This window comes from Flavobacterium sp. 1355 (assembly GCF_017833415.1).
In the GTDB taxonomy this organism is placed as follows: Bacteria; Bacteroidota; Bacteroidia; order Flavobacteriales; family Flavobacteriaceae; genus Flavobacterium.
Genome location: NZ_JAFICC010000022.1, coordinates 1 through 26,241 on the forward strand (window position 1 = coordinate 1; position 26,241 = coordinate 26,241).

Genomic DNA, 26,241 nt, shown 5'->3' on the forward strand with positions numbered 1-26,241 from the left:
AATTCAGAGGAGTAAGGAATATTGAATTTTTTCTTTTTAGGCTAACTAATATTTATGCTTAAATTTTCAAAATCCACAGGTTTTCGTGTTGATCCATTTTAATCCGTCATTCGCAATTAAAATCAAAAATGCAATAAAAACAAAAAAGCTTCTGATTTCTCAGAAGCTTTTTCAGTGCGGATAATAGGACTCGAACCTACACGCCTTGCGGCACCAGATCCTAAGTCTGGCATGTCTACCAATTTCACCATATCCGCTCAATTGTGGGTGCAAAGATAATCATAACTTCGAATATTCAAAGAATTTTTTCAAAAAAATTATTAATTCTCTTTTTTGTATATTTGGTTTTCTATAAAAATAATTTAAATGGAAAATATTAAGTCTTACGTTCAACAACATAAAGATCGGTTTATCAATGAATTGATCGAATTATTAAAGATTCCGTCGGTAAGTGCCGACACTGCATACTCACAAGATGTTATTGATACAGCAGAGGCTGTTAAAGAAAGTTTATCAAAAGCAGGCTGCGATTTAGTCGAAGTTTGCGATACTCCGGGTTACCCAATTATCTACGGAGAAAAAATAATCGACCCCAATCTTCCAACGGTTTTAGTTTACGGACACTATGATGTTCAACCGCCGGATCCATTAGAATTATGGACTTCGCCACCATTCGAGCCCGTTATCAAAAATACAGATATTCACCCCGAGGGTGCCATTTTTGCCCGCGGTGCCTGCGATGACAAAGGACAGATGTACATGCACGTAAAGGCGCTTGAATATATGGTGCAAACAAACAATTTGCCTTGCAACGTAAAATTCATGATCGAAGGAGAAGAAGAAGTAGGTTCGGCAAGTTTGGCGTGGTTTGTAGAACGCAACCAGGAAAAACTAAAAAACGACGTAATCCTTATCTCAGATACCGGAATGATTTCGAACCAGCAGCCGTCTATTACGACAGGTTTAAGAGGATTGAGTTATGTTGAGGTAGAAGTGACGGGCCCAAACCGTGATTTGCATTCAGGATTATACGGCGGGGCAGTAGCAAACCCAATTAATATTTTGGCAAAAATGATTGCTTCACTTCACGACGAAGACAATCATATTACGATTCCGGGATTCTATGACAAAGTTCAGGAATTATCTGCAGAAGAAAGAGCTGAAATGGCTAAAGCGCCTTTTAGCTTAGAAAAATATAAAAAAGCCTTAAACTTAAATGATGTTTACGGCGAAAAAGGATATGTAACCAACGAACGCAACTCGATTCGTCCGACTTTAGACGTAAACGGAATCTGGGGTGGTTATCAGGGTGAAGGCGCAAAAACCGTTATTGCGAGCAAAGCTTTTGCTAAAATCTCAATGCGTTTGGTTCCAAATCAGGATTGGGAAGAGATTACAGCACTTTTTACCAAGCATTTTACCAATATTGCACCAGCGGGAGTTACTGTAAAGGTAACGCCTCATCACGGTGGTCAGGGGTATGTTACACCGATTGACAGCATAGGATATCAGGCAGCCAATAAAGCCTATACAGAAACTTTTGGAGTTCCCGCAATTCCGGTTCGTTCCGGAGGAAGTATTCCTATTGTAGCTTTATTTGAGAAAGAATTAAAAAGCAAAACTATCCTTATGGGATTCGGTTTAGACAGCGATGCAATTCACTCACCAAACGAACATTTCGGAATTTTTAATTACTTGAAAGGGATTGAAACTATTCCGTTGTTTTACAAGTATTTTGTGGAATTAAGTAAGTAAGGCCACAAAGGCGCGAAGGCGCAAAGTTTTTAAGTTTACAAGCTTTCCTAACAGGTTTTTAAAACCTATTAGGTATAAAAATACATTAATCTTTGTCAAAGATTATTTCAAATATCCAATCCGTTCAGAAATGAGCGGATTTTTTTATGGGCGTTTCGCCGCGGCGACCGGGCTTTCGGCTATATCTTTTATTCCGTTCCACTTCATAAAAGGATACCGCCTCAATCCCTAACGCTTTTGGGAGTCGCTAAGGTTCTGAGGTGCTAAGATTCTAAGGTTTTAGCATCGAAAATGAATGATTTCCAGCTAAAACTTGGAGCCTATTCAAAAAAAATATCGTCTTTACAGCTAATAAGATCTAGTCCCTTAGTAACTTAGAATCTCAAAAACTAAAATTTTCTTGCATATTAAAAATTTATTTCTACATTTGTAGAGCAACATCTATATTTGTAGAGTAAAAATATATAAATGAGACAATTTCTAATCCTACTATTTTTTGCAATGATGCTTTCAAATTGTAAAAGCAAGCCAATCAATCAAAAGATCGACAAGAAAAAAGAAGGCGTTTGGATTGATACTTACGAGCAAGATAATACGGTCTATAAATCATTTGAATATTACAAAAAAGACCAGCCTGTAAAAAAATGGAAATCGTATATCAACGGAAAAATTTATAAAACCGAAAAATACAAAAATGGAATTTGCACTGTAAAGTATTATTTTGAAAATGGAAAAGTACAATCAAAAGGCAAAACAAAATTAGAAACTAATGCTGTAGAAACGCACTGGTTTTATTTTGGAGAATGGAAATTCTATTCGGATAAAGGAAAATTAACCGAAATTAAAAATTACAATAATGGCAAATTGATTTCGGAAAAGAAAATAGCTGATAACAAAAAAACTTAGCAACTCAGTATCTCATAATCTTAGAACCTTAAAAAAATGCAACTATCAAACTCAGAAGAACAATTAATGGAACATCTTTGGAAGCTTGAAAAAGCTTTTATGAAAGATCTGCTCGATGCATATCCTGAACCAAAACCGGCAACAACAACAGTTGCAACGCTTTTGAAACGAATGATCGATAAGAAATTTGTGGCTTATAATGAATTCGGAAATTCACGGGAATATTATCCGTTAGTTAAAAAAACAGCTTATTTCTCCAAGCATGTAAACGGATTAATTAGCAATTTCTTTAATAATTCGGCTTCGCAATTTGCTTCGTTTTTTACCACCGAAACAAATTTATCTGCCTCAGAATTAGAAGATCTTAAAAAAATAATCGATTCAGAAATTCAAAAAAAGAAAAAATGATAAACTACCTTTTAAAATCAGGAATGTTGCTTTTGGTTTTTTATGCAGTGTATAAATTATGGCTTGAAAACGAAAAAATGTTTCGTTTTAATCGCGCTTATTTGCTGTTGAGTTTGGTTTTTAGCTTTGTGATTCCTTTGCAATTAATTTCTGTTAAACCTTTATTAGGTAATGCATTAAGTGTAATTCAACTAGACGGAATTGTAATTAGAACGAGTAATGCTGCTTTGGCCAAAGATAATTCCGGACAAATTATAACTTCTGTTTTAAGTATAATTTATCTAGTTGTAGGATTGTTACTAATGGTTCGTTTCGTTATGAATCTGTATTCATTTTATAAAAAAACTAAAAATAATGGCAGACAATTTTTGAATGATACAAATGTAGTTTTAATAGAAGAACCTGTATTACCGCATTCATTTTGGAAATTTGTTTTTATAAATAAGGAAGAACTGGAAACTGGTAAAATTCCATTAGAATTAATAGCCCATGAGAGGGCACATTTGCAGCAAAAACACACTTTGGATATTCTTTTTATAGAGGTTTTGCAAATTGTCTTTTGGTTTAATCCGCTTATTATTTTATTCAAAAAATCAATAAAATTAAATCACGAATTTTTGGCCGATGAATCTGTAAACAAACAATTTGAGTCTGTAACCGAATATCAAAAGCTGTTATTGAATTTTGCTTCTCATAAAAATACTGTTTCGCTTGCCAGTAATCTTAATTATTTAATAACCAAAAAACGCCTTATTATGATGACTAAAAAAGAATCCCGATTCAAAATGATGTTTAAAGTATTGATTGTTAGTCTTGTTTGTGTATTGTCTTTGTTTGTTTTTAGTGCAGAAACTAACGCTCAAAAGGTAAAGGATAAATCAGATTATGACAAAACGATATCGAAATGTATAGATAAATCGATTGAAAAACAACCTGAATACCCGGGAGGGATTGACGAATTTTATAAGCTTATCGGCATGAATTTTAAAATACCTGCAGAAGCTTCAAAGCAGAAATTAGAAGGTAAAGCCATAATTGAATTTATGGTAGAAAAAGATGGAAGTTTATCTGAATTTAAAATCGTAAAAGATTTGGGTTACGGTATAGGAAATGAGGCTATTCGTGCGATAAAACTTTCTCCTAAATGGATTCCGGGGTCTATCGATGGAAAGCCAGCTCGTGTTTTGTACACTATGCCTATAACAATTCAAACAGAGAAATAGGTTTTTAGGAAGGCACAAAAGTTCAAAGAAGCAAAGTTTCAAGATATTCATTAAACCTTTGAACCTTTGCTTCTTTGAACCTTTGTGCCTTTAACAAAAAAAAAATCCGCTTCCAGACATAGAAGCGGATCAATTAAAAACTAAAAAAAATTCTCAAAAAAAAACTAAGCCATCACTAAAATAGATCAGGATTATATCCAAAATAAGGCATGGTTTGCTCATTAAAAACAACACCATACTCCTCTAATTCTTTTAAAATTGGCAAATAAACTTCCTTAGTTATCGGAAGCTGAACCCCCGGGGTTGTGATTTTTCCGTTTAAGATTAACAATGTTGCCATTGCAACAGGTAATCCAACGGTTTTTGCCATTGCTGTATAAGTTTGGTCGTCGCCAATGCAAACCATTTTTGAATCAATTTGCTTTTTCTCCCCATCCAATTCATAACCGAATTTGTGGTACATTACAATCATATCCTTGTCTTCTGGCTCTAAACTCCAGCTGTCAGAAAGTATTTTTTCTAAAATTTGTGCCGGTGTGGCATTTGGCAGATTCACTTTTTTGTCGGGATTAAATAAATCCAGCTCCAAAAGCTTGTCCCACATAATATCGTCCTGGTCAATTTTTAAAATAAGACGTGTTTTGATTTCTACAGAATCGGTTGGATGATAAGGCAGAAACGAATTTACAAACTGGCGATAACTCATGTTTTCAGAATCTTCCATAATATAACTGTCGTCTGTCATTCCGAGCTGCACAAACATATTCCATGCTTTAGAAAAACCAACTCTGCGAATTGTTCCCCGGTATAAAGTCAGAATATCATCCAGACCATAAATAGAACGGTATTTTAAGGAATCACGGTTTGAATAGGCCTCAAACTTTCCGTAGCCTTCGACTTCGAGAAATTCAGTTCTTCTAAACAAATTGCAATACGGAATATATTTATAAGTCCCTTCCTGAACAAACTTTGCTGCGCCGCCTTGTCCTGCCAGAACCACATTTCTTGGCGCCCATGTAAATTTATAGTTCCAAAGATTATTGTCTGATTCCGGAGCCACCAAACCGCCGCAAAAAGACTCAAAAAGAAGCATTTTACCACCTTTTTCCCTAATTTCGTCGATTACTTTCATGGCACTCATATGGTCAATCCCGGGGTCAAGACCAATCTCGTTCATAAAAATAAGATTGTTTGCCCTCGCTTCAAGATTTAATTCCTGCATAGCGTCACTTATATAAGACGCAGTAATAAGATGTTTTTTGAACTGAAGACAATCTTTTGCAATTTCGATATGTAAATGTGCCGGAAGCATCGAAATTACAATTGATGCATTTTCTATTGCTGCCTTTCTTTCTTCGGTATTAAATATATCTAAAGCTATCGCAGTAGCATTGGGGTTTTGCTGTGTTTTTTTTTCGGCCAAAGCCAAAGATAAATCAGCTACGATAAGATGAAGGTTTTCGCTTTCAGATTTAGATAATAAATATCGTATTAGTGAAGAAGCTGATCGGCCTGCACCGATAATTAAAATGCGTCTCATATTTTAAATATATAACACAAATATATTAAATTGTTATAAATATAACAATATTGTTTGTCGAAAAAAATCATTTATTTTTAAATTTAAGAATAACGCCAATAAATTCCTTTAACTGAAAAAGATTTTTAAAAGTAAAATGCTTTTTCAATTCTTTGAAGTATTTTTGTTTTATTATTGAAAGATACATAACATGAAAAGAAAAATTGTTTTAACGGGAGCTTTTATCGGAATGCTAGCTATTATTTTAGGAGCTTTTGGAGCTCACTTGCTCAAGAAATGGCTGTCTGTTGATCAATTAAATACTTTTGAAGTTGGTGTACGTTATCAAATGTATCATGCCTTATTTTTGTTTTTCCTTTCTACCAGAAAAGAACTTGCCGAAAAAACCTTAAAAACTATCTATGGTCTGGTTGTGGCAGGGGTTTTACTTTTTAGCGGATCAATCTATTTATTAGTCACTAAAGAGTTAACAGTTTTTGATTCAAAAATTATCGTATTCGCAACACCTTTGGGCGGATTCTTATTAATTCTTGCTTGGTTAATATTATTTGTTACTATTTTGAGGAGAAAATCATAAAATCCCGAATAAAAAATTCTATCTAAAAATTAATCTTTAATTTTGTCTCATAAATAACATAAAAGCTTACTTATGTGAATTTTTATTTCTTTTTGTCACTATTGATAAAAAATATAACAATTCTCTTTTTTTAAATACAACTATTTAAAAATCAAAGTAAATGTGTTATCAAATAAAAATCAAAACATACACAACGACAAATTTATGGACACTAACACACTTTTCTCGCAATCGATTTCGTTAAAAGAATTAGGAATTGAAAATGCAACCATTCGTTATCAATTATCGGCTGATGAATTGCATGCGATTACTTTACAGTCAGGTCAGGGCGTTGAGAACTCTACGGGTGCATTGGCGATCAATACCGGAGAATTTACCGGACGCTCTCCTCAGGATCGTTTTATTGTAAAAGACAGTATTACAGAAGATAAAGTTTGGTGGGGAAATGTAAATATCCCGTTTTCATCAGAAGCTTTTGATAAATTATATAATAAAGTAACTCAGTTTTTATCTGGTAAAGAAGTATTCGTAAGAGATTCTTATGTGTGTTCTGACCCAAATTACAGATTAAATGTTCGTGTTGTTACCGAAACTGCGTGGTCAAACCTGTTTTGCTACAATATGTTTCTTCGCCCGGAAGAATCTGAATTGGCAAACTTTACTCCTGAATGGACAGTAGTTTGTGCGCCAAGTTTCATGGCAGAAACTGCTGTAGACGGAACACGTCAGTCTAATTTTGCAATCCTTGATTTTACTAAAAAAATCGCTCTTATTGGAGGAACTGGTTATACAGGAGAAATGAAAAAGGGAATTTTTTCTGCTCTTAATTTTATTTTACCGGTTTTCGAAAACACACTTCCAATGCACTGCAGTGCCAATGTAGGTGAAGCGGGAGATACAGCAATTTTCTTCGGATTATCAGGAACAGGAAAAACTACTTTGTCTGCAGATCCGAACCGTAAATTGATCGGTGACGATGAGCACGGATGGACGAGCGAAAACACTGTTTTTAACTTTGAAGGAGGCTGTTATGCTAAAGTTATTAATTTGACGGAAGAAAACGAACCGGATATTTTCAGAGCAATTAAAAAAGGCGCTCTTTTAGAAAATGTAGTTTTCAAACCCGGAACAAATGAAGTAGATTTTGACGATGTTTCTATTACTCAAAATACACGTGTTAGTTATCCAATAACTCATATTGACAATATACAGCCGGGTTCAATCGGACATAATCCAAAAAACATATTCTTTTTGACGGCTGATTCTTTCGGAATTTTGCCTCCAATCGCAAAACTGACTCCAGGTCAGGCTGCTTATCATTTTATATCCGGATATACGGCAAAAGTTGCCGGAACTGAAGCAGGAGTTACAGAACCACAACCGAATTTCTCGGCTTGTTTTGGAGCGCCATTTATGCCCTTGCACCCAACACGTTATGCAGAAATGCTAACTAAAAAAATGAAAGATGCAGGAGTAAAAGTTTGGTTAATAAACACAGGCTGGACGGGTGGTGCATACGGAACCGGAAGCCGAATGAAATTAAAATATACCCGCGCCATGATTACTGCTGCATTAAGAGGTGAGCTTGATAATGTTGAATTTGAAAATCATGCAGTGTTTGGTATTGCAAAACCACAATCTTGCCCGAATGTTCCAAGCGAAATTTTAAATCCTAGAAATACTTGGGAAGACAAAGAATTATACGATAAAAAAGCAATTGAACTAGCTCAGAAATTTAAAGCTAATTTTGCCAAATTTGAAGAGTTTGCCAATGCCGAAATCCTGGCTGGCGCACCGATTACAGAATAAGGGAATTACTAATTCAAATTAAAAAAGCTGTTCATTAATGAACAGCTTTTTTTTGTTTCACCTTTTGTCAGGCTGAGCGGGAGTCGAAGCCCAAGTAAGTATTCCACTTCGTTTTTTGACGTATGAAATTTTATTTAGTTTGTGACTGCACTTTGCGGGGGCTTCGACTTCGCTCAGCCTGACAAACGTTTAGTTTTTAGTTTTGTTTTTCAGTTTTCAGTTTAAGTTTTCAGTTCTCAAAATGTGACTGAAAGGTAAATACTGTGACTGAAAACTTATTTCTTATCGATACGTTTCTGGATCAAATCCCAAGTATAATAATGAAAAGTCATTCCGTTGCTCATCGCTACGAAAAGTCCGTTTTTGTATTTTGGGCCTAAGTTGACATTGGTAACATCTGCTCCGTCACACTCAATAGTAGAGGTCGGGATTTCTGCCAAAAGTGGATATTCGTTTGGTTTTCCTTTTGAACCTTCTCTCGGGTAAACCATAAAAGTATTGGCTTGTTGGTTGGATACTAAAATATAACCTGTAGAATCTGTCTTTTTGTAAATCGCGATTCCTTCATTGTCTGCTTTGAAACCAGTTTTTCCGAAAATGGCTAATTCTTTATTATCGTTTAAAGACGGGTCAGCCTTATATTTTCTAATTCCGAATTGTTCGTCGCAATAGTAAACAAATCCTAATTCGTTATCAACTGCAATTGCTTCAATTTCTTTTTTACCGCTGTAGTTTCCAAATTTGCGAACCACTTTTGCGACAGCGGCTTTTCCGTTTCCGGAAAGTTCATATTGCCATAAATAACTTCCGGAAGGACCCGTTTTTCTTCCCACAACAGCAAAAATCTTTTTATCACTTGGGCGTGTGTATAGCGCAACTCCCATCGGATCTCTTTCAGTATCACCTTCAAAAACCGGAATCCCGCCATTATCAATTGGTTCTAAATCGGGTAAACTAAAAATTCTGATTTTATTGGTTTCGCGTTCCGTTGTAACTGCAATGTCAACTTTTTTTCCATCAATCAATAATCCGTATGCAATATCAACATTGTTTGGTCGTTGCAGCACAATTGATTTTTTAAGGATTTTTCCATTTAAATCAAAAGCATACAAAGCACCGTCAGTATCTTTATCTGTACCCACTATAATACTTTTTGAAGCATCTGTCGGGTGAATCCAGATTGAAGGATCGTCGGTATCGTGTGGTAAAGCTTCTGTAACAGCTGTAGGTTTTAAGGCATTTGGTGCTACAGGTGCTAATTTGCCATCTTTGCAAGCCATAAAAGAAAGGGTGAGGAGTAAAAATGCAACTAAAGATTTATTTTTCATCATGTTTGTGTTAATGCAATTAGACAGAACCGCGAAGTTCTGTCTAATGTAAGAATTTTTAAAAAGTATTTTACAAGTCTAATTTTAATCCAAAATTATAACGCGCCTCATAATATTCAGTTTGTTTTGTATGCGTTTCAATACCTTGGTAATAGCGTAATGGCTGGTTTGTTAAGTTATTAGCTTCTGCAAAAAGACGCAATTTTGGTGTGATTTTATAAGAAGCATTTGCGTCTAAGAAAAACTGCTTATCATAGTAACTGTCCTTATAAGACTCAGAACCCAGTTCATCTAAATAATCAGAAGTAAAGTTGGTTGAGATTCTGGCAGAGAAACGTTTGTTCTCCCAGGACAATGATCCGTTAAACATGTGAGGTGTTGTTCCCGGCAAGCTGATGTCGTTTCTTTCGTTTCCATCTTCATCTGCAATACCTTTTGCTTCAGATTTAGTATACGTATAGTTTAAGTATATACCAAAACCTTTCAGAAATTTACCTGGCAAGAAATCCAACTGACGTTGAAAAGCTACTTCAAAACCGTAAACATCAACATTGTCTCCATTTCTGGATTGTAAGAATGACCAGTTTTCTCCAACCGGAACAGGATTTGCCTGATTTGGGAAATCAGCAGCAAATTTTTCTGTTGTATATTGATTGTCACTGTAGTTATAAATGAAATCATTTAGTTTTTTGTAGAAAACACCTCCTGAAATCAAACCAACAGATTTGAAATAATTTTCAACCATAAAGTCATAGTTATAAGAAAAGGTAACATCAAGTGCTGGGTTACCGGCCATAATTTCTTTATCTGCTGCAATATTGTTTACATAAGGAGCCAATGCGTAATAGTTTGGTCTTGCCAAAGCCGTTGTAGCAGCCGCTCTTAATACTAAATCTTTTGTAGCATTGTATTGAAAAGAAATACTTGGCAATACGTTGGTATAAGAATTTGTATTGTTTATTTTACTTTCTAATTCTTCTTCATCCAAAACGCGGTTTCCTGTATAATCGATATGAGTATTTTCTACACGGAAACCTAAGACCATGGATAATTTATCATTAAAATCCTGATCCCATCTTACGTAAGCAGCATAGATATTTTCTTTAGCGTTATAATTTACCGCTAAATATTCTGCAGCATCTGCTTCTTTTTCAAACAATGAGGCATTGTTTAGATCCAAACTTCCTAAAAATCCTGCAGATGCAAAAGTTCCCGGAATGTATTGGCTACCCGGATTAAAACCTTTTCCGTCATAGAAGCTTGTCGGAACTTCAGATAATAAATCCATACCACTGTTTAATGGGCTGTAAGAATAGAAAATATTGTCTCTTGTTTTTTCTTTTAAACGAAGTCTCAGACCTGTTCTCAATCTTCCTTTTTCTGATGGAATGATAGTAAAAGGAAAACGGATATTTACTTTTGCTCCAAATTCGCTTTCGCTGGTGTCATCTGTGTTTTCAGTAACCGAGTCAAATTCAAATTGATCAAGCGCTTCTCCGGCTGTTGTTACCACAGGAAATCTCGGATCTGTTAAGTTTTCAAAAACATCCAGACCTTTTTGACGGTATTCTATATAACGCTCGCCCGGACGGTATTCTCTTGCTTTTGCATAATTAGCAGACCAGTCAAGATCTAGTTTTGAATTGATTAAATGCTCTCCGCGAATAGAATAATTCTGCACACGCTGATCTTCTAATCTTCTGTTTTTGTTTCTGCTGTTATCTACACCACCTTTTGTCTGACGTTTTGCACGGCCTTCAAAACCAATAATTTCCTCTCCATTATAAAGTGGCTCAATATCATCGTAAGTAGTTCTGAAACGGTTTTCTCTATCATCTCTCCAATTGTAGATTGCATTGGCAAAAATGGTGTTATTTTCATTAAATTTATAATCAAAAGCCAGAGACCCGCTGCGGCGAATACGTTGTACATCATATTTTCTAACTTCGGCAGCTTGTACAAAGTCGTTTCCGAAATCATCTTTAACCCATTCGTTTTCGATGTTATCAGAACCATAATCTACATTATTGTAAGAACCGCTTACTACAACGCCCAATTTATTGTTCAAGAAACGATTACCGTAAACTAAACCTGCAGTATAAGAAGCATGGTCACGAATTGGTAAATAACCTCCGGCAAGAGTTGCAGAAATTCTTTCGCCGTTTGGAGTTGCTCTTGTAATTAAATTTACAGAACCACCAATAGCATCTGCATCCATATCTGAAGTTAAAGTTTTGTTTACTTCGATAGTAGAAATCATATCAGACGGAATTAAGTCCATTTGTACATTTCTGTTGTCGCCTTCTGCAGAAGGTATTCTGTCGCCATTTAAAGTTACCGAGTTCAATGAAGGAGCTAAGCCTCTGATGATAATATTACGAGCTTCACCCTGATCATTTTGCATGGTAATACCCGGAACACGTTTTAAGGCATCTCCAACATTGGCATCAGGAAAACGCCCCATTTGGTCAGAAGAAATCACGTTTCCGATGTTTTTATTATTTTTCTGTTGATTCAGTGCTTTTGCCTGACCTTTTAAGATGTCTCCAACAACCACTTCATTAAGTTCAGTTCCAGAAGTCTTAAGCGCAAAATCAATTACGTTATTTTTTCCTTGCTCTACTTTAATTTCTTGTGTTGCAGATTCGTAACCAATATATTTAACTTCAACTTTGTACGTTCCTTCATTAATATTAAGAAGCTCAAAACGACCATTATAATCAGAAACTGTATATTTTTTTTCGCCTGTAATCTGGATCATAGCTCCAGGCAGCGGCAGTTTGTCATCAGCGTCTAATATTTTTCCGGATATTATTGCTTTCTGTGCAAAGCCAGACAGGGTTAATAAAAAGAATACTGTTAACAGATAAATTTTTTTCATTGTGTTGTGTTTATGTTCGATTGCGAAACTAAAACCTAAGTATTATTAAACCCGTTCCAAAAAATTAACATAATGTTATGATTTAGCGATTGGAGACAATATCAATTAATCTTAAAATAACATTTAAATGCCTGGATCTATAAATTAGAAATCAAAAACAATCAACTATTTGCATGAGAATCAAAAATTTGGCGCTAAATTTGCCCTATCAATCACAATCAAAAATCATCAATCATGTTAAAACAATTTTTCATCCTGTGCTCAGGAGCCGACCGCGATCTTCTTGATGGCTGCTCAGAAGGCGAACAAACAAAATATGTTGGTATCGGCGCCACCGTTTTCTTCACTGCTGTAATGGCTTTCTTAGCCAGTGCCTATGCGCTTTTTACCGTTTTTGACTCTATCTATCCGGCTTTAATTTTCGGATTTGTATGGAGTTTATTAATCTTTAATCTCGATCGTTTTATTGTTTCTACAATCAAGAAAAGAGATCGTTTTATGGATGAATTTCTTCAGGCTACACCTCGTATCATGCTGGCTGTCATTATTGCAATCGTAATTTCGAAACCACTGGAGATTAAAATTTTTGAAAAAGAAATCAATACTGTTTTATTAAAAGAAAAAAATGAAATGGAATTAGCCAATAAAAAACAAGTTGGCAATTATTTCAAATCAGATTTAGACAAGAACAAAGCAGAAATTGCAGGATTAAAAGCAGATATCCTGAAAAAAGAAAAGGAAGTAAACGCTTTATATTCAACTTATATCACAGAAGCAGAAGGAACGGCGGGAACTAAAAAACTTGGAAAAGGTCCGGTTTATAAAGAAAAACGTGACAAACACGATGCTTCTCTAAAAGAATTTGAAACACTCAAAAAAACGAACGAAGCTAAAATTGCCGAGAAAGAAAAAACCGGAAAACAGCTTCAGGCCGATTTAGATAAAAAAGTATCACAGACACAACCAATAATAGAAGGCTTTGATGGTTTAATGGCGCGTATTAATGCATTGAATAAATTGCCATGGCTGCCATCGTTTTTTATTATGCTATTGTTCCTGGCAATAGAAACATCTCCTATTATTGCTAAATTACTGGCTCCTAAAGGTGAATTTGATTTTAAACAGGAAGAAGCCGAAACAGCAATGAAAGCAACTCTGGAACAAAACAAATACCAGCGGGAGTTATTGAAAAAAACAAGTGCATCTATGCACGACAGGGTATACGCAGATATTGCAGAAGATAAAAGTCTCTACGATTTGCAGCGCAAAAACGCCAGGGAATTACTAGAACTGCAATCGCATAGCTTTGTTGAAAAACAGAAAGCTACTTTGTAAATTGAAATGTAAAATGTAATCTGCAAACAGATTTATAAAATGTAAAAAGTCTTAAGCTCTAATGAACTTAAGACTTTTTTATTTTAGAAAAGAATTATTTCACTTCTCACAAATTACATTTTACATGTAACTTAATATTTCTTTTTTGAACGCATCATATTCTCCCTGCATAATCAAACCATTATCAAGAAGCTTTTTGTAATTCTGTAATTTGTCAAAAAGCTCTTCTTTAGATAATTCGCTTAATTTACGATCTCCGGTTGGAGCTGGAGCCTGAGGCTGAATTTGCTCGTAAGTTTCATAAACAGGAGCAGCAGGTAAAATTTCAGCAAAATTAGTTACTTCTTCAGTTTCTACTTCTTCAATTTCGCTTTCCTCAATATCTTCTGCCTGTACCTCTTCAACTATTGGTGTTGCAGTGGCAACAGGGTTTTTTAAAATATCCAATTGTTCCTTAGCATAGGTAAAGATTTTACGAGCCTGAATTTTTGGAATATAATCTATAGAAGCCTGAATGTCAGTTTTTGTAGAGAAAGAAAACTCAGAACCTAAAATGTTTTCTTTAACAAAAGTACCAACAATTTCATCCCAGGTATAATCTGTAAAATCCATAGAAAGACCTAAATTTTTTGGCTTACAGATAATAATTCTTTTGTTGGTCAATACAATACTATCAGGAAAAACAGTGATTGCCGGTTTTTTCTGAACAGCAATATAGCCCACTTCTTCGCCTCTCATTAATAAATCACTGAGTTTTGAAGTAATTTTTTCAATCGCCTTTGGATCTTGTTCTTCGTTTAAAAACTTTTTAAATTGTTCTTTCATTTTTTTATAAAATTGCTAAGTTACAAAGCTGCTGAGAAGCTAAGTTTTTTTTACTGACGTTGCAAATGTAATGCCTAATTTTCTAATTCAATAATTTCATTCTGAATTTTCTTTGTCAAACTTTTGAAAACCAATTCATACGAATGATCAATCAATTCCTTAACCATTTTTAGAGGAAGATTTCCGTTTAAAGCGATGGTATTCCAATGTACTTTACTCATATGAAATCCAGGTTTGATTTCTTCATATTCGGCTCTTAGTTCTTGTGCACGGTCAGGATCACATTTTAAATTTACAGATTGTTCGTTCTTTTCCCATTGCGACAAAGACGATAATGCAAACATTTTTCCGCCGACTTTAAAAACCAAAGTATCTTCATCAAAAGGAAAATGTTCTGTAACTCCTTTTTTTGAAAGACAATATTCGTAATACGTTTCTAAATTCATATAATTACATTTTTATTTTCTCTTCGGCTTTTTCAATTGGTTTTGCAATAAATTTGGGTGCATCAAAGCGATATCCAAAATATAACAATCCATAAATTTTGTCATTTTCGATTCTGTTTTTGCTGTCTTCATTATACCAATTGGCATTAAAATTAAAACTTGCACCAAAAAGAATGTTATCTGAATTGTAGCCAATTTTAATACCTCCTTCTAAAAATCGTGTAAAATACGTTTCTTTTTCAACAGATTTTACATTGTTTTCAATCGCATTGTCTTTAGAAAAACGAATGCCTATTGATGGTGTTAAATTGGGTGCAATATAGAATTTCTCCTTAAATATAAAATTATAAAAATAACTCAATCCCAATCTAAAATTAAAGTTATCTTCTTTAGAATTTATATTATTTTGATCAAAGGAAGATCGGCTGTACTCGTACGAGAATGTTGGTATAAAACTCCCGGCACTATATTTTTGCCACTCCGTAAATGAAGAAATACTTTTTAAGGAAAATTTTGAATTAAAAACATACGAAGTTGACATTCCAAAAGTTTCATTTTTAAGATTTGGAAATTGTAAATAAGGATCTTTTCCTTTGGTCCAATCCGGTAAAAAATCAGACATGTTTTCGACATAATAACCACGGACTTTGCTATAATTAAAATTTTGAAGCCAATGCCCTAAAAAAAGACGGAAGTTATAATCTGAAAAAGAGGATTTACCTTTTAAATCATTATCATTATTACCACCAAAAAACTTAGGAAAAAAACCGTAGCTAAAGCCAATAAATTTATAATCAACAGTAAAGAACAATTTATATTCGTTATTCGGTATTAGTTTTAGATTTACACTTTCTCTAGATCGTAAAAAATAAGAATCAGTCTGAGTGCTTACATTTGCCCGAACCATTATTTTATCGGGATAATAAATAAAATTAACGGTATCCTTTTTAAAATTTTGTGCGGAAAGATTTTGATAATGGGGAAAACTAAAAACCAGTAAGAGAAATAATCTTAAAAAACCGGAATAAAAAAGGGTTTTATTTGATAGGGTTAATATTCTCATTTACTGTTAGATAAAATGGTTTAATTACAAAGATATCATTTCTGTTCAAATTTGTTTTACTATTTAGGTTTGTTAAAAAGATTTATTTGATCACTTTTTCCATCATTTTTTCAGGATGTGCCAATGGAGTAAAACCAAATTTCTCATATAAAAAATGAGCATCTGTTGTTGCCAGACGCCAGATTTTTACCTCTTGTAATTCTGGATCCTTCATCATGTTTTCTATTAATAAAGAAGAATAACCATTACCACGAAATTCTTCTGAAATAAAAACATCCATCAAATAGGCAAAAACAATATAATCTGTAATTACACGGGCAAAACCAATTTGTTTTCCGTTAAGATAAATCCCAAAGCAAACCGATGTATCAATTGTTTTTTGCACCTCTTCCATCGTTCTGCCGGCTGCCCAATATATATCTTTTAAAAAATTTTGAATAAACGGGACGTCGAGTTTGCTTTTATCTTTTGAAACTTCAATCATATTAATTGTAAATTTAGATTTTAGAAAAGTAGATTTTAAGCTCTAAAATGTTTTATATAAAATTGGTTTGCTGGGGCTTGCATCATTTTCAAACGATGCGATTTGTAGATTTAGTATATAATCTCCATCTGCGATTTCATCAGGAACATAAATCATTTCTGTAATTGTGGCATTTAATCTTGCGTCATCGTTTAAAATTTCCGTATTTGTTACGTTCCAAAACCCTTTATGCGCTAATAATTTTCCTTTGTCATGTTCCCTGTCAACACTTGGTAAATCAATTAATAAATGTTGAATTTCGCTTTCGCGGATGAAGATTGCAGCATCCTCAGACAGATAAGGCGGGTTTGTATTCGAATATTTTCTTGATTTCTTTTCTTTTTCGTTTGGGAGTGTTCTAATAATAATCGCTTCCGGCTGTGTTCCGTTTAAGCAATCTGAAATTTGATCTTTGGTTATAACTAAATCTTCGCCAATTATCTCAGGTTTCACTGTAATCAATTTTGCAAAAAAGAAGAACTGCCTTAATGCCTGATTGATACTGTAGAACTCACGGGTAATATGACCCAGACATTCTGTATGCGTACCATGCCCGTGCGGATTGAAGAAAATATTATTGAAGTTCGTTGATGATTTACCTTCAGAAACTTTTCCGATCCAGTCTCCAAAAACAACGGGTTCAATAACCGGTTTTTCAATATACCACGCAATCGGATTTTCGTCTGTATTAGTTAATGGAATTGAGATATCAATAGGCTTTGATAAGTCAATTTCGAAGTTGTTGATTTTTGCTTTCATAGTTATTTTAACCGCAACGTTCGCTAAGATTTACGCAAAGTTTGCTAAGTTTTTTAAAGATTGTTTACCACTCTTCTTATTCCATTTTTTATTAAAGAAACATTGAAATTTATTAATAAACCCAGTTTGCAATTTGTTAGTTTTAAATAAGTCAAAAGTTGTGCAAAATGAATTTCATTTAATGAATCTACAGATTTTATCTCCAAAATTAGTTTATTTTCTACTAAAATATCTAATCGGTATCCAACATCTAATTTTACTTCTTCATAAATTAGAGGTAAGGCTTTTTGCTTCTCTATTTGCAGCCCTAGTTTCTTCAATTCATAAAATAAACATTCTTCATAAGCACTTTCAAGAAGACCAGGACCTAAAGTTTGATGGACCTTTAAAGCTGAATTAAAGACAATTCGGGATAAATCATTTTCTGACATAAGAAATTTAAATATTAAAAGTCAAATGTAGTATTTAAAAAATAAATTTATTCTTACAAAAAAAACTTTAGCGTGCTTTGCGTAAATCTTAGCGAACCTTGCGGTTAAACTTAAGAATCTAAATAAAACAAATCACTTGCAATTCCATCTGTTAAGAATTTTCCTTTTGCAGTAGGTTTTAGAATATTATTTTCGATTGAAAGTAAATCGTCGTTCAGGAATTTTTCAGATTGTTTTTTGAGATAATCCAAATATTCTACCCCAAATTCATTTTCAATTTTGTCTAATGAAACGCCCCAAATCGTTCGCAATCCGGTCATAATATATTCATTATAACGATCAGATGTTGTTAGTATTTCACTTTCTAATGGGAGGTCGTTGTTCTGAATCGATTTTAGATAAAGCGAATTATTTGCAATATTCCACCCTCTCTTTTTGCCATCGTAACTATGCGCAGACGGGCCTATACCGATATATTTTTTACCCAGCCAATAAGCCGAATTGTTTTTAGAGAAATAGTTTTCTTTTCCGAAATTCGATAATTCATAATGGATGAAACCATTTTTTTGAAGTATTTCAACCAAAATCATAAAATGATTTGAAGCCGCTTCGTCTTGTGGTGCAGCAACTTTTCCTGTTTGTATTAATTTGCTCAAAGCCGTTTTGGGCTCTACGGTCAAGGCATAACTCGAAATATGCGGAATACCGAAACTCAAAGCTGTTTCTATATTTTGCTGCCACATTTCATCACTCATTCCCGGAATTCCGTAAATTAAATCGAGTGATATATTATCAAAATATTTTGTTGCTTCGGCAAGACAATTTTTGGCTTCTGCCGAATTATGAGCGCGGTTCATCATTTTTAAATCTTCTTCAAAAAAAGACTGGATCCCGATGCTCAAACGGTTTATTGGACTTTTATATAATTCAAAAATCCTTTCTTTAGACAAATCATCAGGATTGGCTTCGAGTGTAATTTCAGGATTTTGGGCAACTTTGTAATTTTTATAAACAGTATCAATTAAAAATTGCAATTCAGAATTTTCTAAGACAGATGGAGTTCCGCCTCCAAAGTAAATGGTTTCTACAGTATCGTTTTCGAACTCACTTTTGCGAATAACAATTTCTTTGGCTAAAGCCAAAACCATTTCCTCTTTCTTTTTCATTGAAGTTGAAAAATGAAAATCACAGTAATGGCAAGCCTGCTTGCAAAAAGGGATATGAATGTAGATTCCTGACATAATAAAAAAAGAGCAAGATAAATCTTGCTCTTCAATAATCAACATTAATTAATGATAAATTATGTTTTTTTAGAATAACGGAACACCTTCTTTGAAGGTACCGTTTGAGATTACAATTTTTGAACCATTTGTTGGGTGGGTAGCAGTTAAGCTAAATGTTCCTGCAACATAATAATCACTGATTGTGGTATAAGTTATTGTTCCTGCAACTTCATAATCTACATATTCTTTAATTGTTACATCATATTTTTGAAAAGCAACTTTAATTTCAGAATTATTTGTAAAAGTATGTGCACCAGATTCAGAATCATCTGGTAGTGTAATTGCAAAATTATATTCGCTGTCATTATCTATATTCAGCATTTTAACCCCGTCAGTTGTCGATGTACTCATCGACAAACCATGCCAGTCTTTTCCGTCTATTTTAGCAAAAGTTCCCTGTCCCGGAATTAAAGGATCTATTTCTTTGTACGAAACTTTAAAAGATCCGCTTATAATTACAGATTCAGATTCAAGGTCATAAGCGTTTTCGTATACTTTTCCTGAAAATTTTACTTGTACGGTTTTGTCTTTAATATTCAGGTCTTCTAAAGTAAAAGTAAACGTATTTGCAGTAAAGTTTTCTGAAGCTTCCATATAAGGCAAATCACTATTTGCAGTCGCTCCATGTGTAAAAGATTGATATAGATTTCCGTAAACATTAAATTTAAAATCGATAGCTACACCCTGAGTTGATGTTCCCGTTACTTCAATATGATCTCCCTGTTTTAAGGCTTCCCAAGTTGTAACTGTTTTTACCTCATTATTGTAGGTGAGGTTAAAATAAGATTCTGCAGATTCATCTTCTTTATTATCATCAGAAGAACAAGAGGTAATTAATGCGGTAAATAAAACAAAAGCAATAAGTTTGATTTTTGTCATTAGGTAAATTTGTTAAGTTAATTTTAACAAATATAACTATTTTCTTATCTTGTCTTCATTCTGTTTCACAAAAGCATCCCAACCCGAATAACTTTTTCCTGCAACTATTTTTCCGGAATTAAAGAAATGACAAACTGCAGCCGCCAGACCATCTGTTGAATCAAGATTTTTAGGCAATTCTTTTAAACCCAAAAGCTGTTGTAGCATTTTGGCAACTTGTTCTTTACTGGCATTTCCGTTTCCGGTAATCGCCATTTTTATTTTTTTTGGTTCGTATTCCGTAATCGGAATATCTCTCGAAAGTCCCGCTGCCATTGCAACGCCTTGTGCGCGTCCCAATTTTAGCATCGATTGCACGTTTTTTCCAAAGAAAGGAGCTTCAATCGCAATTTCATCTGGATGATGCGTTTCGATTAGTTCGATAGTTCTTTCAAAAATGATCTTTAGTTTTTGGTAATGATTGTCGTATTTAGACAATTGCAGTTCGTTTAACTGCAAAAACTCCATTTTTTTATTAATGACTTTTATCAATCCAAACCCCATAATTGTAGTCCCGGGGTCAATTCCTAATATGATGCGTTCTTTTGTCAAGGTTTTTGTTTCAGGTTTTTGTTTCAGGTTTCAAGTTTTTTGAAAAATGATACCTATTCATTTTCTCATTTTCAAATTGCCACATTCTCAAATTGATTACTTTTGCGGCATGATTTCAATTCCTCACAAAGCTAAACAATTCCTTGTTTTTTTGGTCAAACTTTTAATTGTTGGCGGCGCATTTTATTTTATATACAATCAACTCGCTAATAACGATAAATTAGACTGGCAAAAATTTATCACCTTATTCCGCAAAAACCAATCTGTTTTGGGAATTGGGTTTATTTTACTGTTAAGTATTTTGAATCGTTATTTCGAAATTCTGAAATGGCAAAACCTGGCAAAAGTAATCCATGAAATTTCACTTCATGAAGCTACAAAACAAGTCTTAGCAGCATTAACAGCGGGAATTTTTACACCAAACGGAGTAGGAGAGTATGCCGGAAAAGCATTATATTATCCAAAATCTGATACTAAAAAAGTAGTTTTCCTAAACCTGATTTGCAACGGAATCCAAATGGTTTTAACCGTCATTTTTGGTATTTTCGGATTGTTGTATTTCAATGCAAAGTTTGATGTCATTACAACCAGAACAGTTGCAATCTTATTTGGTGGTTTTTTATTGATTTTAATTCTTTTGTTTTCCATTAAAAAAATAAAAATAAAAGGATATTCAATAGAAAAACTAATCCATAAAATCAACGAAATTCCGAAATCTGTACATCAAAAAAACATCTTGTTAGGGCTCTGCCGTTATTTGGTTTTTTCCCATCAATATTATTTTTTGTTTCTCGCTTTTGATGTTGATTTACCCTATTTAACTTTAATGGCCGCTGTAACATCGGTTTATTTTCTGGCTTCTTCATTGCCTACATTTCAATTTTTAGATTTTGCCGTAAAAGGAAGTGTCGCTATTTATTTCTTTGGAATTTTGGGTGTAAATGAATGGATTGTTGTTTTTATTTCCACTCTAATGTGGTTTTTAAATGTTGTACTTCCGGTTATTTTAGGAAGCTATTATGTACTTAATTTTAAAACAAAAACAGTTGCATGAGTCTGGCTCTCTTCATAATACTCACAATTTATGTACTTGCAATTGGACTGCTTATTTATGGTTTTTTTAAAGTAAAAAAATATAAAAGTTCTAATTTGCAGCCTGTAACGAGTTTTACGATCCTTATACCGTTTCGCAATGAAAAGCAAAATTTGCCAATACTTTTAGCAAGTTTTCAAAATTTAAATTATCCTTTTCATTTATTCGAAGTTATTTTGATTGATGATGATTCTGATGAAAAATTTCAGCTTTCAGATTTTGCGTTTCAGGTTTCAGTAATTGATAATATCCGTATTTCAAATTCACCCAAAAAGGATGCAATCGTTACGGCTATGAAACACGTGAAAACCGATTGGGTTATCACAACCGATGCCGATTGCATAGTACAGAAAAATTGGCTATTGGCTTTTGATAATTATATTCAGGAAAACAATATTTCTATGCTTGCAGGAGCTGTTACTTATAATTGCGAAAATTCTTTTTTGCATCATTTCCAGCAATTGGATCTTACCAGTTTACAAGGCGCAACAATTGGCAGTTTCGGAATAAAAAAAGCTTTTATGTGTAACGGAGCCAATTTTGCTTATAAGAAGTCATTGTTTGAAAAATCGAATGGTTTTGACGGAAACAATAAAATAGCAAGCGGAGATGATGTTTTTTTGCTCCAAAAAGTTGTAAATAATAACCCTAAAGAGGTTCGTTACTTAAAAGCTCAAGAGGCAATTGTCATTACAAAACCAACAGAAACCTGGAAATCTTTATTTTATCAAAGAGTTCGTTGGGCAGCAAAAACAAGTTCGTATCAGAGTATGTTCGGAAAAGGACTGGGATTGATTGTATTCTTTACTAATTTGAGTTTTGTTTTCGGCTTTATACTGATGATTTTTGGAATCTGTTTCTGGCCGTTTTTTGTTTTGTTTGTCTTTCTGAAGTTTATTTTTGACTTTGTACTGATTTTTATCACAAACGATTTTCTGACAAACAGACAAATAAAAAGCTTATTTCTGAGTAGTCTGCTTTATCCGTTTTTTAGTTCTGGAGTAGCTTTATACAGTTTGTTTGGTTCTTATAAATGGAAAGATAGAAGCTTTAAGGCTTAATGATTTTCTTCTTTGTATTCTTTTCTTTTAAGATTACCGGTAGTATAAATTGAGTTTTTACAGGAACTCCACGTTTTATTGCCGGATTTATTTTTGGAAAATCAATTAAGCGCGCCTGCAGAATACTGTCAACTTTGATAGTGTCATAAGCAATAGCATCTTGTGGGAATTGCGGTTCAAACTTTATTGCAGCATTTGGAAAAACAGTTACTTTAACTTGTATAGTATCAAGTTGAGGATAAAGAACAGCAAGAGAATCAACATCTAGTTTTTCCTGAATAAGCTGTGCCATTTTTTCAAAGAAACATTGTTGGCGCAGTTTCTTTTCGGCAATTTTTTCGCAATCGGCAACAGACGGAAATTCGTCAACTTCTTTCCAGTTAATAGATTTCAATTCTTTTTGTAATAACTCTTTTTCAGACGGAATCTGCTTCTCAAAATATTGACAAGAATGTAAAAGTAAAACGAATAAAAAAAGTGAAAACTGCTTCAAGGGATTATTGTTGAATTGAACTAAGAAAAACTGAGGTATAAAAATACAATTATTTTTTTTGTGAAGCCTTGTATTGCATATATTCTTCATAACTTTCAGAAAGCCATTTTTCTTTATTTTGTGCAGCAACTTTTTTTTGGTCAGGATATAAGATTCCCAGACGATCAGAAAATGTTGCAATTTGTACCGTGTAATTGTAAAATTCAGTTTTGCTCAAAACAACATTCAAATCACTTTTGCGGTTAAAGTATTCAAAAAAAAGAGTATCGAAGTCTTTCATCGAGAAATTTAGAACCTTTTTCTTTGTACTTTTATAAATACTGTCCTGAATCAATTGGTCTTCTATGGATAGTTTTTTGGTTTGCGCATGTATTTTATTATTGATTGGGAAAGCCAAAAAACAGATTAAAAATAAAATTGCTAAAAGTCTGTACATTATAATATTACTAAATTATTGTAAGTGCAAAATTACAAAAAAAATATGGATTCACTATTGTTATTATTAGGTTTTGTGTGCATAATTGTTGGTATTTTTGGTAGTTTCATGCCAGTTTTGCCAGGTCTTTCAAGTTGTTGGGTAGGTTTGTTATTGCTCTACCTGACAAAAGCGGTAGAAAATAATTACTGGGTTCTCGGTATTACACTTTTAATAACTGTAATTATTACTGTTCTCGATTATGTTATACCGGCAAAAGGTACAAAAAAATTTGGCGGAAGTTCTTACGGAGTCTGGGGTACTAATATCGGTTTAATTGTCGGAATCCTTTCTCCAATTCCGTTTGGGGTTATTATAGGACCTTTTGTCGGAGCATTGATTGGTGAATTGATGTATGATTCAAAAAATCACCAACGTGCGTTAAAAGCAGCAACAGGATCATTATTAGGATTTCTTGCATCAAGTTTTATTAATTTTTTGTTTTGTGTCATTTACCTTGGTATTTTTATAAGTATTGTGTGGCAAAACAGAGCTCTATTATTTTAAATGTAACTTCAACATTTCAGCTTTTTCTTATATTTTTATTTTTTCGAAAAAAAAATATTTTTTTTTTCATTTTTTTTTCACTTGGTTTTCAATTACGAAAGGGTTATATTCATTGAGACTTTTTGAATTTGATATTAAAAAATTTGGAAAAGTCACAAGAAAATTTTAACTTATCTTTTGGAAATGTTAAAATATTTTATATTTTTATCCTGATAAACGATTAAAAGCCCCACTTTGTCGATCATTTCGAATGGATACAAATAATTTCTAAATAATAAATATTATGACTCCAAACCTACAAATTGAACTTAGACGTTTTATATCTTCTAATGTTGTCTCAAAGTTGAATAAGTTTTATTTTGAAAATGATGCCCTTTTAATAAAAGGAATAGATGTTTCAATAGGTACAGTTCTTATGGGATTGTATAATAAAGCTGAGGAGTCGGGTTTTTATAAAGAAATAATTTCATTAATCAGCGAAAATTCTACCTTTTACGGAGAAGTCGATTTTACTTCAGGAAGAATCTTATCAGTAGATGATTGCTACCGCTTAGAAGGAAATGATTTGCTAAAAGAAATTTTCGGTAACAAAAAAGGAAGAATTTCCGAAATGATTTCAAACGAAGTCGGAATCAAAAGTGAGACAGCAAGAGAAATCCTTAATTTTTCAGCACTACTAGTTGTTTCTTATCTTAAAAACAACATTCAGCTTCTTGATAGTTTAAAATTACTTCTTGAAGAACAAAAAAGAGATATACTGAACAGCATTCATCCCGGAATCAAAATCATATTAGGATTTTCATGCTACGAATCTGTAGATGATAAAAATCAGGCAAATTTAGGAAGATCAATTTTCACACTTTTCGGGCACAATTTCTTCTAGAATAATTCATTAAATAAAAAAATCCCATTTTACAAAAGTAAAACAGGATTTGTATGGCTTAATTTGAAGCGTTCTTAAACGTTTTTCAAATTGATAATTTCTTGCTCGGTTAAAAAACGCCAGTTACCTCGTGGTAAATTCTTTTTGGTCAAACCAGCAAATGAGACACGATCTATACGTAAAACATCATAATCAAAGTGTTCAAAAATAGCACGAACAACTTTTACATTTGATGAACGTAGTTTAAGGCCAATTTCGCTCTTAGGTTCATTATCAATATAACTAACCTCTTCAACAAAAACGCGGTGTCCGTCAAGAACCAAACCTTTGCTGATTTTTTCCAAATCTTCAAATTTTAAGTTTTTGTCTAACGAAACCTGATAGATTTTAGACGATTTTTGGCTCGGTAAAGTAAATTTACGAATCATATCGGTATCATTCGTAAACAACAATAACCCAGTCGTATTCTTGTCCATTCTTCCAATCGGAGCAATTTTTGCTGTCGTAGAACCACGTACAAGTTCCAGAACGTTACGATATTCCTGACCTTCATCAAGAGCAGTTGTAAAGTTTTTTGGTTTGTTCAACAAGATGTATTCTTTCTTTTCCGGAGTCAGAGTAACCCCGTCAAAATTCACAACATCGTTTAATTTTACTAAATAACCCATTTCAGTAACCGGAACACCATTTACTTTCACGTTTCCGGACTGAATATATATATCGGCATCACGACGCGAACAAACACCTGAATTAGAGATGTATTTGTTCAAACGCATTTCGTCTGCTGCTTTTTGTCTTTTCGGAGCCTGATTCTGTTTTTTAATTTTTTCTGCCTTTTCTTCTTCTGCAGCCTTAACAGCAGGTTTTGCTTTCTTTGGCCCTTGAGCGCGCTTCGCCATAGGAGGTTTTGGCTTGCTAGAGTTTGATCTTGAACTATTTGGTCTTGATCCGCCTCTTTTATTATTGCCTTCCTTATTGTTCATAAATTCTGTAATTTGTGCAAAGATAGTTTATTCTTGCTAAATAATCCTAAGTTCATTGTTCTTAGATTAATAGCTACAATTTTAAGTGCATTCAGGAGCATCACAATAGGCTTTTTTTGAGCATGGTTTCCCGCTTTTTACTTCAATCTTTTATTTTTTTAAGAAAAAAATAAAAGGATTTCCG

The 26,241-nt window shown here is 33.5% G+C and carries 26 protein-coding genes and 1 tRNA gene; 11 read left to right on the forward strand and 16 right to left on the reverse strand.

Annotated elements, in window-relative coordinates; genetic code table 11:
* Positions 1-175: 175 nt before the first annotated feature.
* Positions 176-257 (reverse strand) — tRNA-Leu (locus tag JOD96_RS21385).
* Between the two features lie 109 nt (positions 258-366).
* On the opposite strand from JOD96_RS21385, the gene JOD96_RS21390 reads away from it, so the two are divergent.
* The 4 genes from JOD96_RS21390 (at position 367) to JOD96_RS21405 (ending at position 4,292) form a co-directional block, all read left to right on the forward strand.
* On the forward strand, positions 367-1,755 hold the full coding sequence (locus JOD96_RS21390; RefSeq protein ID WP_209566272.1) for a dipeptidase: 1,389 nt from the start codon (positions 367-369) through the stop codon (positions 1,753-1,755).
* Between the two features lie 468 nt (positions 1,756-2,223).
* Entirely contained in the window at positions 2,224-2,661 is a 438-nt protein-coding gene (locus JOD96_RS21395; protein ID WP_209566273.1) for a hypothetical protein, read from the forward strand.
* 36 nt (positions 2,662-2,697) lie between these two features.
* Positions 2,698-3,069, forward strand: a complete 372-nt coding sequence (locus JOD96_RS21400; RefSeq protein WP_209566274.1) for a BlaI/MecI/CopY family transcriptional regulator — start codon at positions 2,698-2,700, stop codon at positions 3,067-3,069.
* Positions 3,066-4,292, forward strand: coding sequence for a M56 family metallopeptidase (locus JOD96_RS21405; RefSeq protein WP_209566275.1), 1,227 nt, complete (start codon positions 3,066-3,068; stop codon positions 4,290-4,292). Before JOD96_RS21400 ends, JOD96_RS21405 begins: the two co-directional genes overlap by 4 nt.
* A gap of 175 nt (positions 4,293-4,467) precedes the next feature.
* On the opposite strand, the gene JOD96_RS21410 is transcribed toward JOD96_RS21405, so the two are convergent.
* Complete coding sequence (locus JOD96_RS21410) at positions 4,468-5,832, reverse strand: saccharopine dehydrogenase family protein (RefSeq protein ID WP_209566276.1); 1,365 nt, start codon at positions 5,830-5,832, stop codon at positions 4,468-4,470.
* Positions 5,833-6,022: 190 nt separating this feature from the next.
* Here JOD96_RS21410 and JOD96_RS21415 point away from each other — a divergent pair, with 190 nt between their 5' ends.
* Both JOD96_RS21415 and pckA read left to right on the forward strand, forming a co-directional pair.
* Positions 6,023-6,409: a DUF423 domain-containing protein gene (locus JOD96_RS21415; RefSeq protein WP_209566277.1), complete on the forward strand. Its 387-nt coding sequence runs from the start codon at positions 6,023-6,025 to the stop codon at positions 6,407-6,409.
* 204 nt (positions 6,410-6,613) lie between these two features.
* Entirely contained in the window at positions 6,614-8,218 is a 1,605-nt protein-coding gene (pckA, locus tag JOD96_RS21420) for a phosphoenolpyruvate carboxykinase (ATP) (RefSeq protein ID WP_209566278.1), read from the forward strand.
* A gap of 275 nt (positions 8,219-8,493) precedes the next feature.
* On the opposite strand, the gene JOD96_RS21425 is transcribed toward pckA, so the two are convergent.
* Entirely contained in the window at positions 8,494-9,546 is a 1,053-nt protein-coding gene (locus JOD96_RS21425; protein WP_209566321.1) for a phytase, read from the reverse strand.
* A 70-nt stretch (positions 9,547-9,616) separates the two neighbouring features.
* Positions 9,617-12,427 (reverse strand): TonB-dependent receptor, encoded by a 2,811-nt coding sequence (locus JOD96_RS21430; RefSeq protein ID WP_209566279.1) that lies wholly within the window; start codon positions 12,425-12,427, stop codon positions 9,617-9,619.
* A gap of 234 nt (positions 12,428-12,661) precedes the next feature.
* On the opposite strand from JOD96_RS21430, the gene JOD96_RS21435 reads away from it, so the two are divergent.
* Complete coding sequence (locus tag JOD96_RS21435) at positions 12,662-13,762, forward strand: DUF4407 domain-containing protein (protein ID WP_209566280.1); 1,101 nt, start codon at positions 12,662-12,664, stop codon at positions 13,760-13,762.
* Between the two features lie 120 nt (positions 13,763-13,882).
* Here JOD96_RS21435 and JOD96_RS21440 read toward each other — a convergent pair whose 3' ends face one another.
* The 9 genes from JOD96_RS21440 to ruvC form a co-directional block, all read right to left on the reverse strand.
* The gene (locus JOD96_RS21440) at positions 13,883-14,587 is read right to left on the reverse strand and encodes a PH domain-containing protein (protein WP_209566281.1); all 705 of its coding nucleotides are present in this window, start codon (positions 14,585-14,587) and stop codon (positions 13,883-13,885) included.
* 74 nt (positions 14,588-14,661) lie between these two features.
* Complete coding sequence (locus JOD96_RS21445) at positions 14,662-15,033, reverse strand: MmcQ/YjbR family DNA-binding protein (RefSeq protein ID WP_209566282.1); 372 nt, start codon at positions 15,031-15,033, stop codon at positions 14,662-14,664.
* Between the two features lie 4 nt (positions 15,034-15,037).
* A complete protein-coding gene (locus tag JOD96_RS21450) occupies positions 15,038-16,096 on the reverse strand; it encodes a DUF4421 domain-containing protein (RefSeq protein ID WP_262898528.1) in 1,059 nt (352 codons plus the stop codon).
* An 82-nt stretch (positions 16,097-16,178) separates the two neighbouring features.
* Positions 16,179-16,580 carry a GNAT family N-acetyltransferase gene (locus JOD96_RS21455; protein ID WP_209566284.1) on the reverse strand — a complete coding sequence of 134 codons (402 nt, stop codon included), beginning with the start codon at positions 16,578-16,580 and terminating at the stop codon, positions 16,179-16,181.
* Positions 16,581-16,622: 42 nt separating this feature from the next.
* The gene (locus JOD96_RS21460; RefSeq protein ID WP_209566285.1) at positions 16,623-17,378 is read right to left on the reverse strand and encodes a cyclase family protein; all 756 of its coding nucleotides are present in this window, start codon (positions 17,376-17,378) and stop codon (positions 16,623-16,625) included.
* A 53-nt stretch (positions 17,379-17,431) separates the two neighbouring features.
* Positions 17,432-17,809, reverse strand: a complete 378-nt coding sequence (locus tag JOD96_RS21465) for a GxxExxY protein (protein ID WP_209566286.1) — start codon at positions 17,807-17,809, stop codon at positions 17,432-17,434.
* Positions 17,810-17,919: 110 nt separating this feature from the next.
* Positions 17,920-19,050: a radical SAM family heme chaperone HemW gene (hemW, locus tag JOD96_RS21470; protein WP_209566287.1), complete on the reverse strand. Its 1,131-nt coding sequence runs from the start codon at positions 19,048-19,050 to the stop codon at positions 17,920-17,922.
* Between the two features lie 69 nt (positions 19,051-19,119).
* Positions 19,120-19,971, reverse strand: a complete 852-nt coding sequence (locus JOD96_RS21475) for a DUF6252 family protein (protein WP_209566288.1) — start codon at positions 19,969-19,971, stop codon at positions 19,120-19,122.
* A 36-nt stretch (positions 19,972-20,007) separates the two neighbouring features.
* Positions 20,008-20,562, reverse strand: coding sequence for a crossover junction endodeoxyribonuclease RuvC (gene ruvC / locus JOD96_RS21480; protein WP_035686340.1), 555 nt, complete (start codon positions 20,560-20,562; stop codon positions 20,008-20,010).
* Positions 20,563-20,671: 109 nt separating this feature from the next.
* On the opposite strand from ruvC, the gene JOD96_RS21485 reads away from it, so the two are divergent.
* Both JOD96_RS21485 and JOD96_RS21490 read left to right on the forward strand, forming a co-directional pair.
* The gene (locus JOD96_RS21485) at positions 20,672-21,616 is read left to right on the forward strand and encodes a lysylphosphatidylglycerol synthase domain-containing protein (protein WP_209566322.1); all 945 of its coding nucleotides are present in this window, start codon (positions 20,672-20,674) and stop codon (positions 21,614-21,616) included.
* Positions 21,613-22,716, forward strand: a complete 1,104-nt coding sequence (locus JOD96_RS21490) for a glycosyltransferase family 2 protein (protein WP_209566289.1) — start codon at positions 21,613-21,615, stop codon at positions 22,714-22,716. Before JOD96_RS21485 ends, JOD96_RS21490 begins: the two co-directional genes overlap by 4 nt.
* Here the strand turns inward: JOD96_RS21490 and JOD96_RS21495 are convergent.
* A complete protein-coding gene (locus tag JOD96_RS21495; protein ID WP_209566290.1) occupies positions 22,706-23,209 on the reverse strand; it encodes a hypothetical protein in 504 nt (167 codons plus the stop codon). The two genes, JOD96_RS21490 and JOD96_RS21495, sit on opposite strands and share 11 nt — an antisense overlap.
* A 49-nt stretch (positions 23,210-23,258) precedes the next feature.
* The gene (locus JOD96_RS21500; RefSeq protein ID WP_209566291.1) at positions 23,259-23,645 is read right to left on the reverse strand and encodes a hypothetical protein; all 387 of its coding nucleotides are present in this window, start codon (positions 23,643-23,645) and stop codon (positions 23,259-23,261) included.
* 45 nt (positions 23,646-23,690) lie between these two features.
* On the opposite strand from JOD96_RS21500, the gene JOD96_RS21505 reads away from it, so the two are divergent.
* Entirely contained in the window at positions 23,691-24,191 is a 501-nt protein-coding gene (locus JOD96_RS21505) for a DUF456 domain-containing protein (protein WP_209566292.1), read from the forward strand.
* A 283-nt stretch (positions 24,192-24,474) separates the two neighbouring features.
* Positions 24,475-25,074 (forward strand): DUF937 domain-containing protein, encoded by a 600-nt coding sequence (locus tag JOD96_RS21510; RefSeq protein WP_209566293.1) that lies wholly within the window; start codon positions 24,475-24,477, stop codon positions 25,072-25,074.
* A 74-nt stretch (positions 25,075-25,148) separates the two neighbouring features.
* Here JOD96_RS21510 and JOD96_RS21515 read toward each other — a convergent pair whose 3' ends face one another.
* Positions 25,149-26,057 (reverse strand): pseudouridine synthase, encoded by a 909-nt coding sequence (locus JOD96_RS21515; protein ID WP_209566294.1) that lies wholly within the window; start codon positions 26,055-26,057, stop codon positions 25,149-25,151.
* Positions 26,058-26,241: the final 184 nt, after the last annotated feature.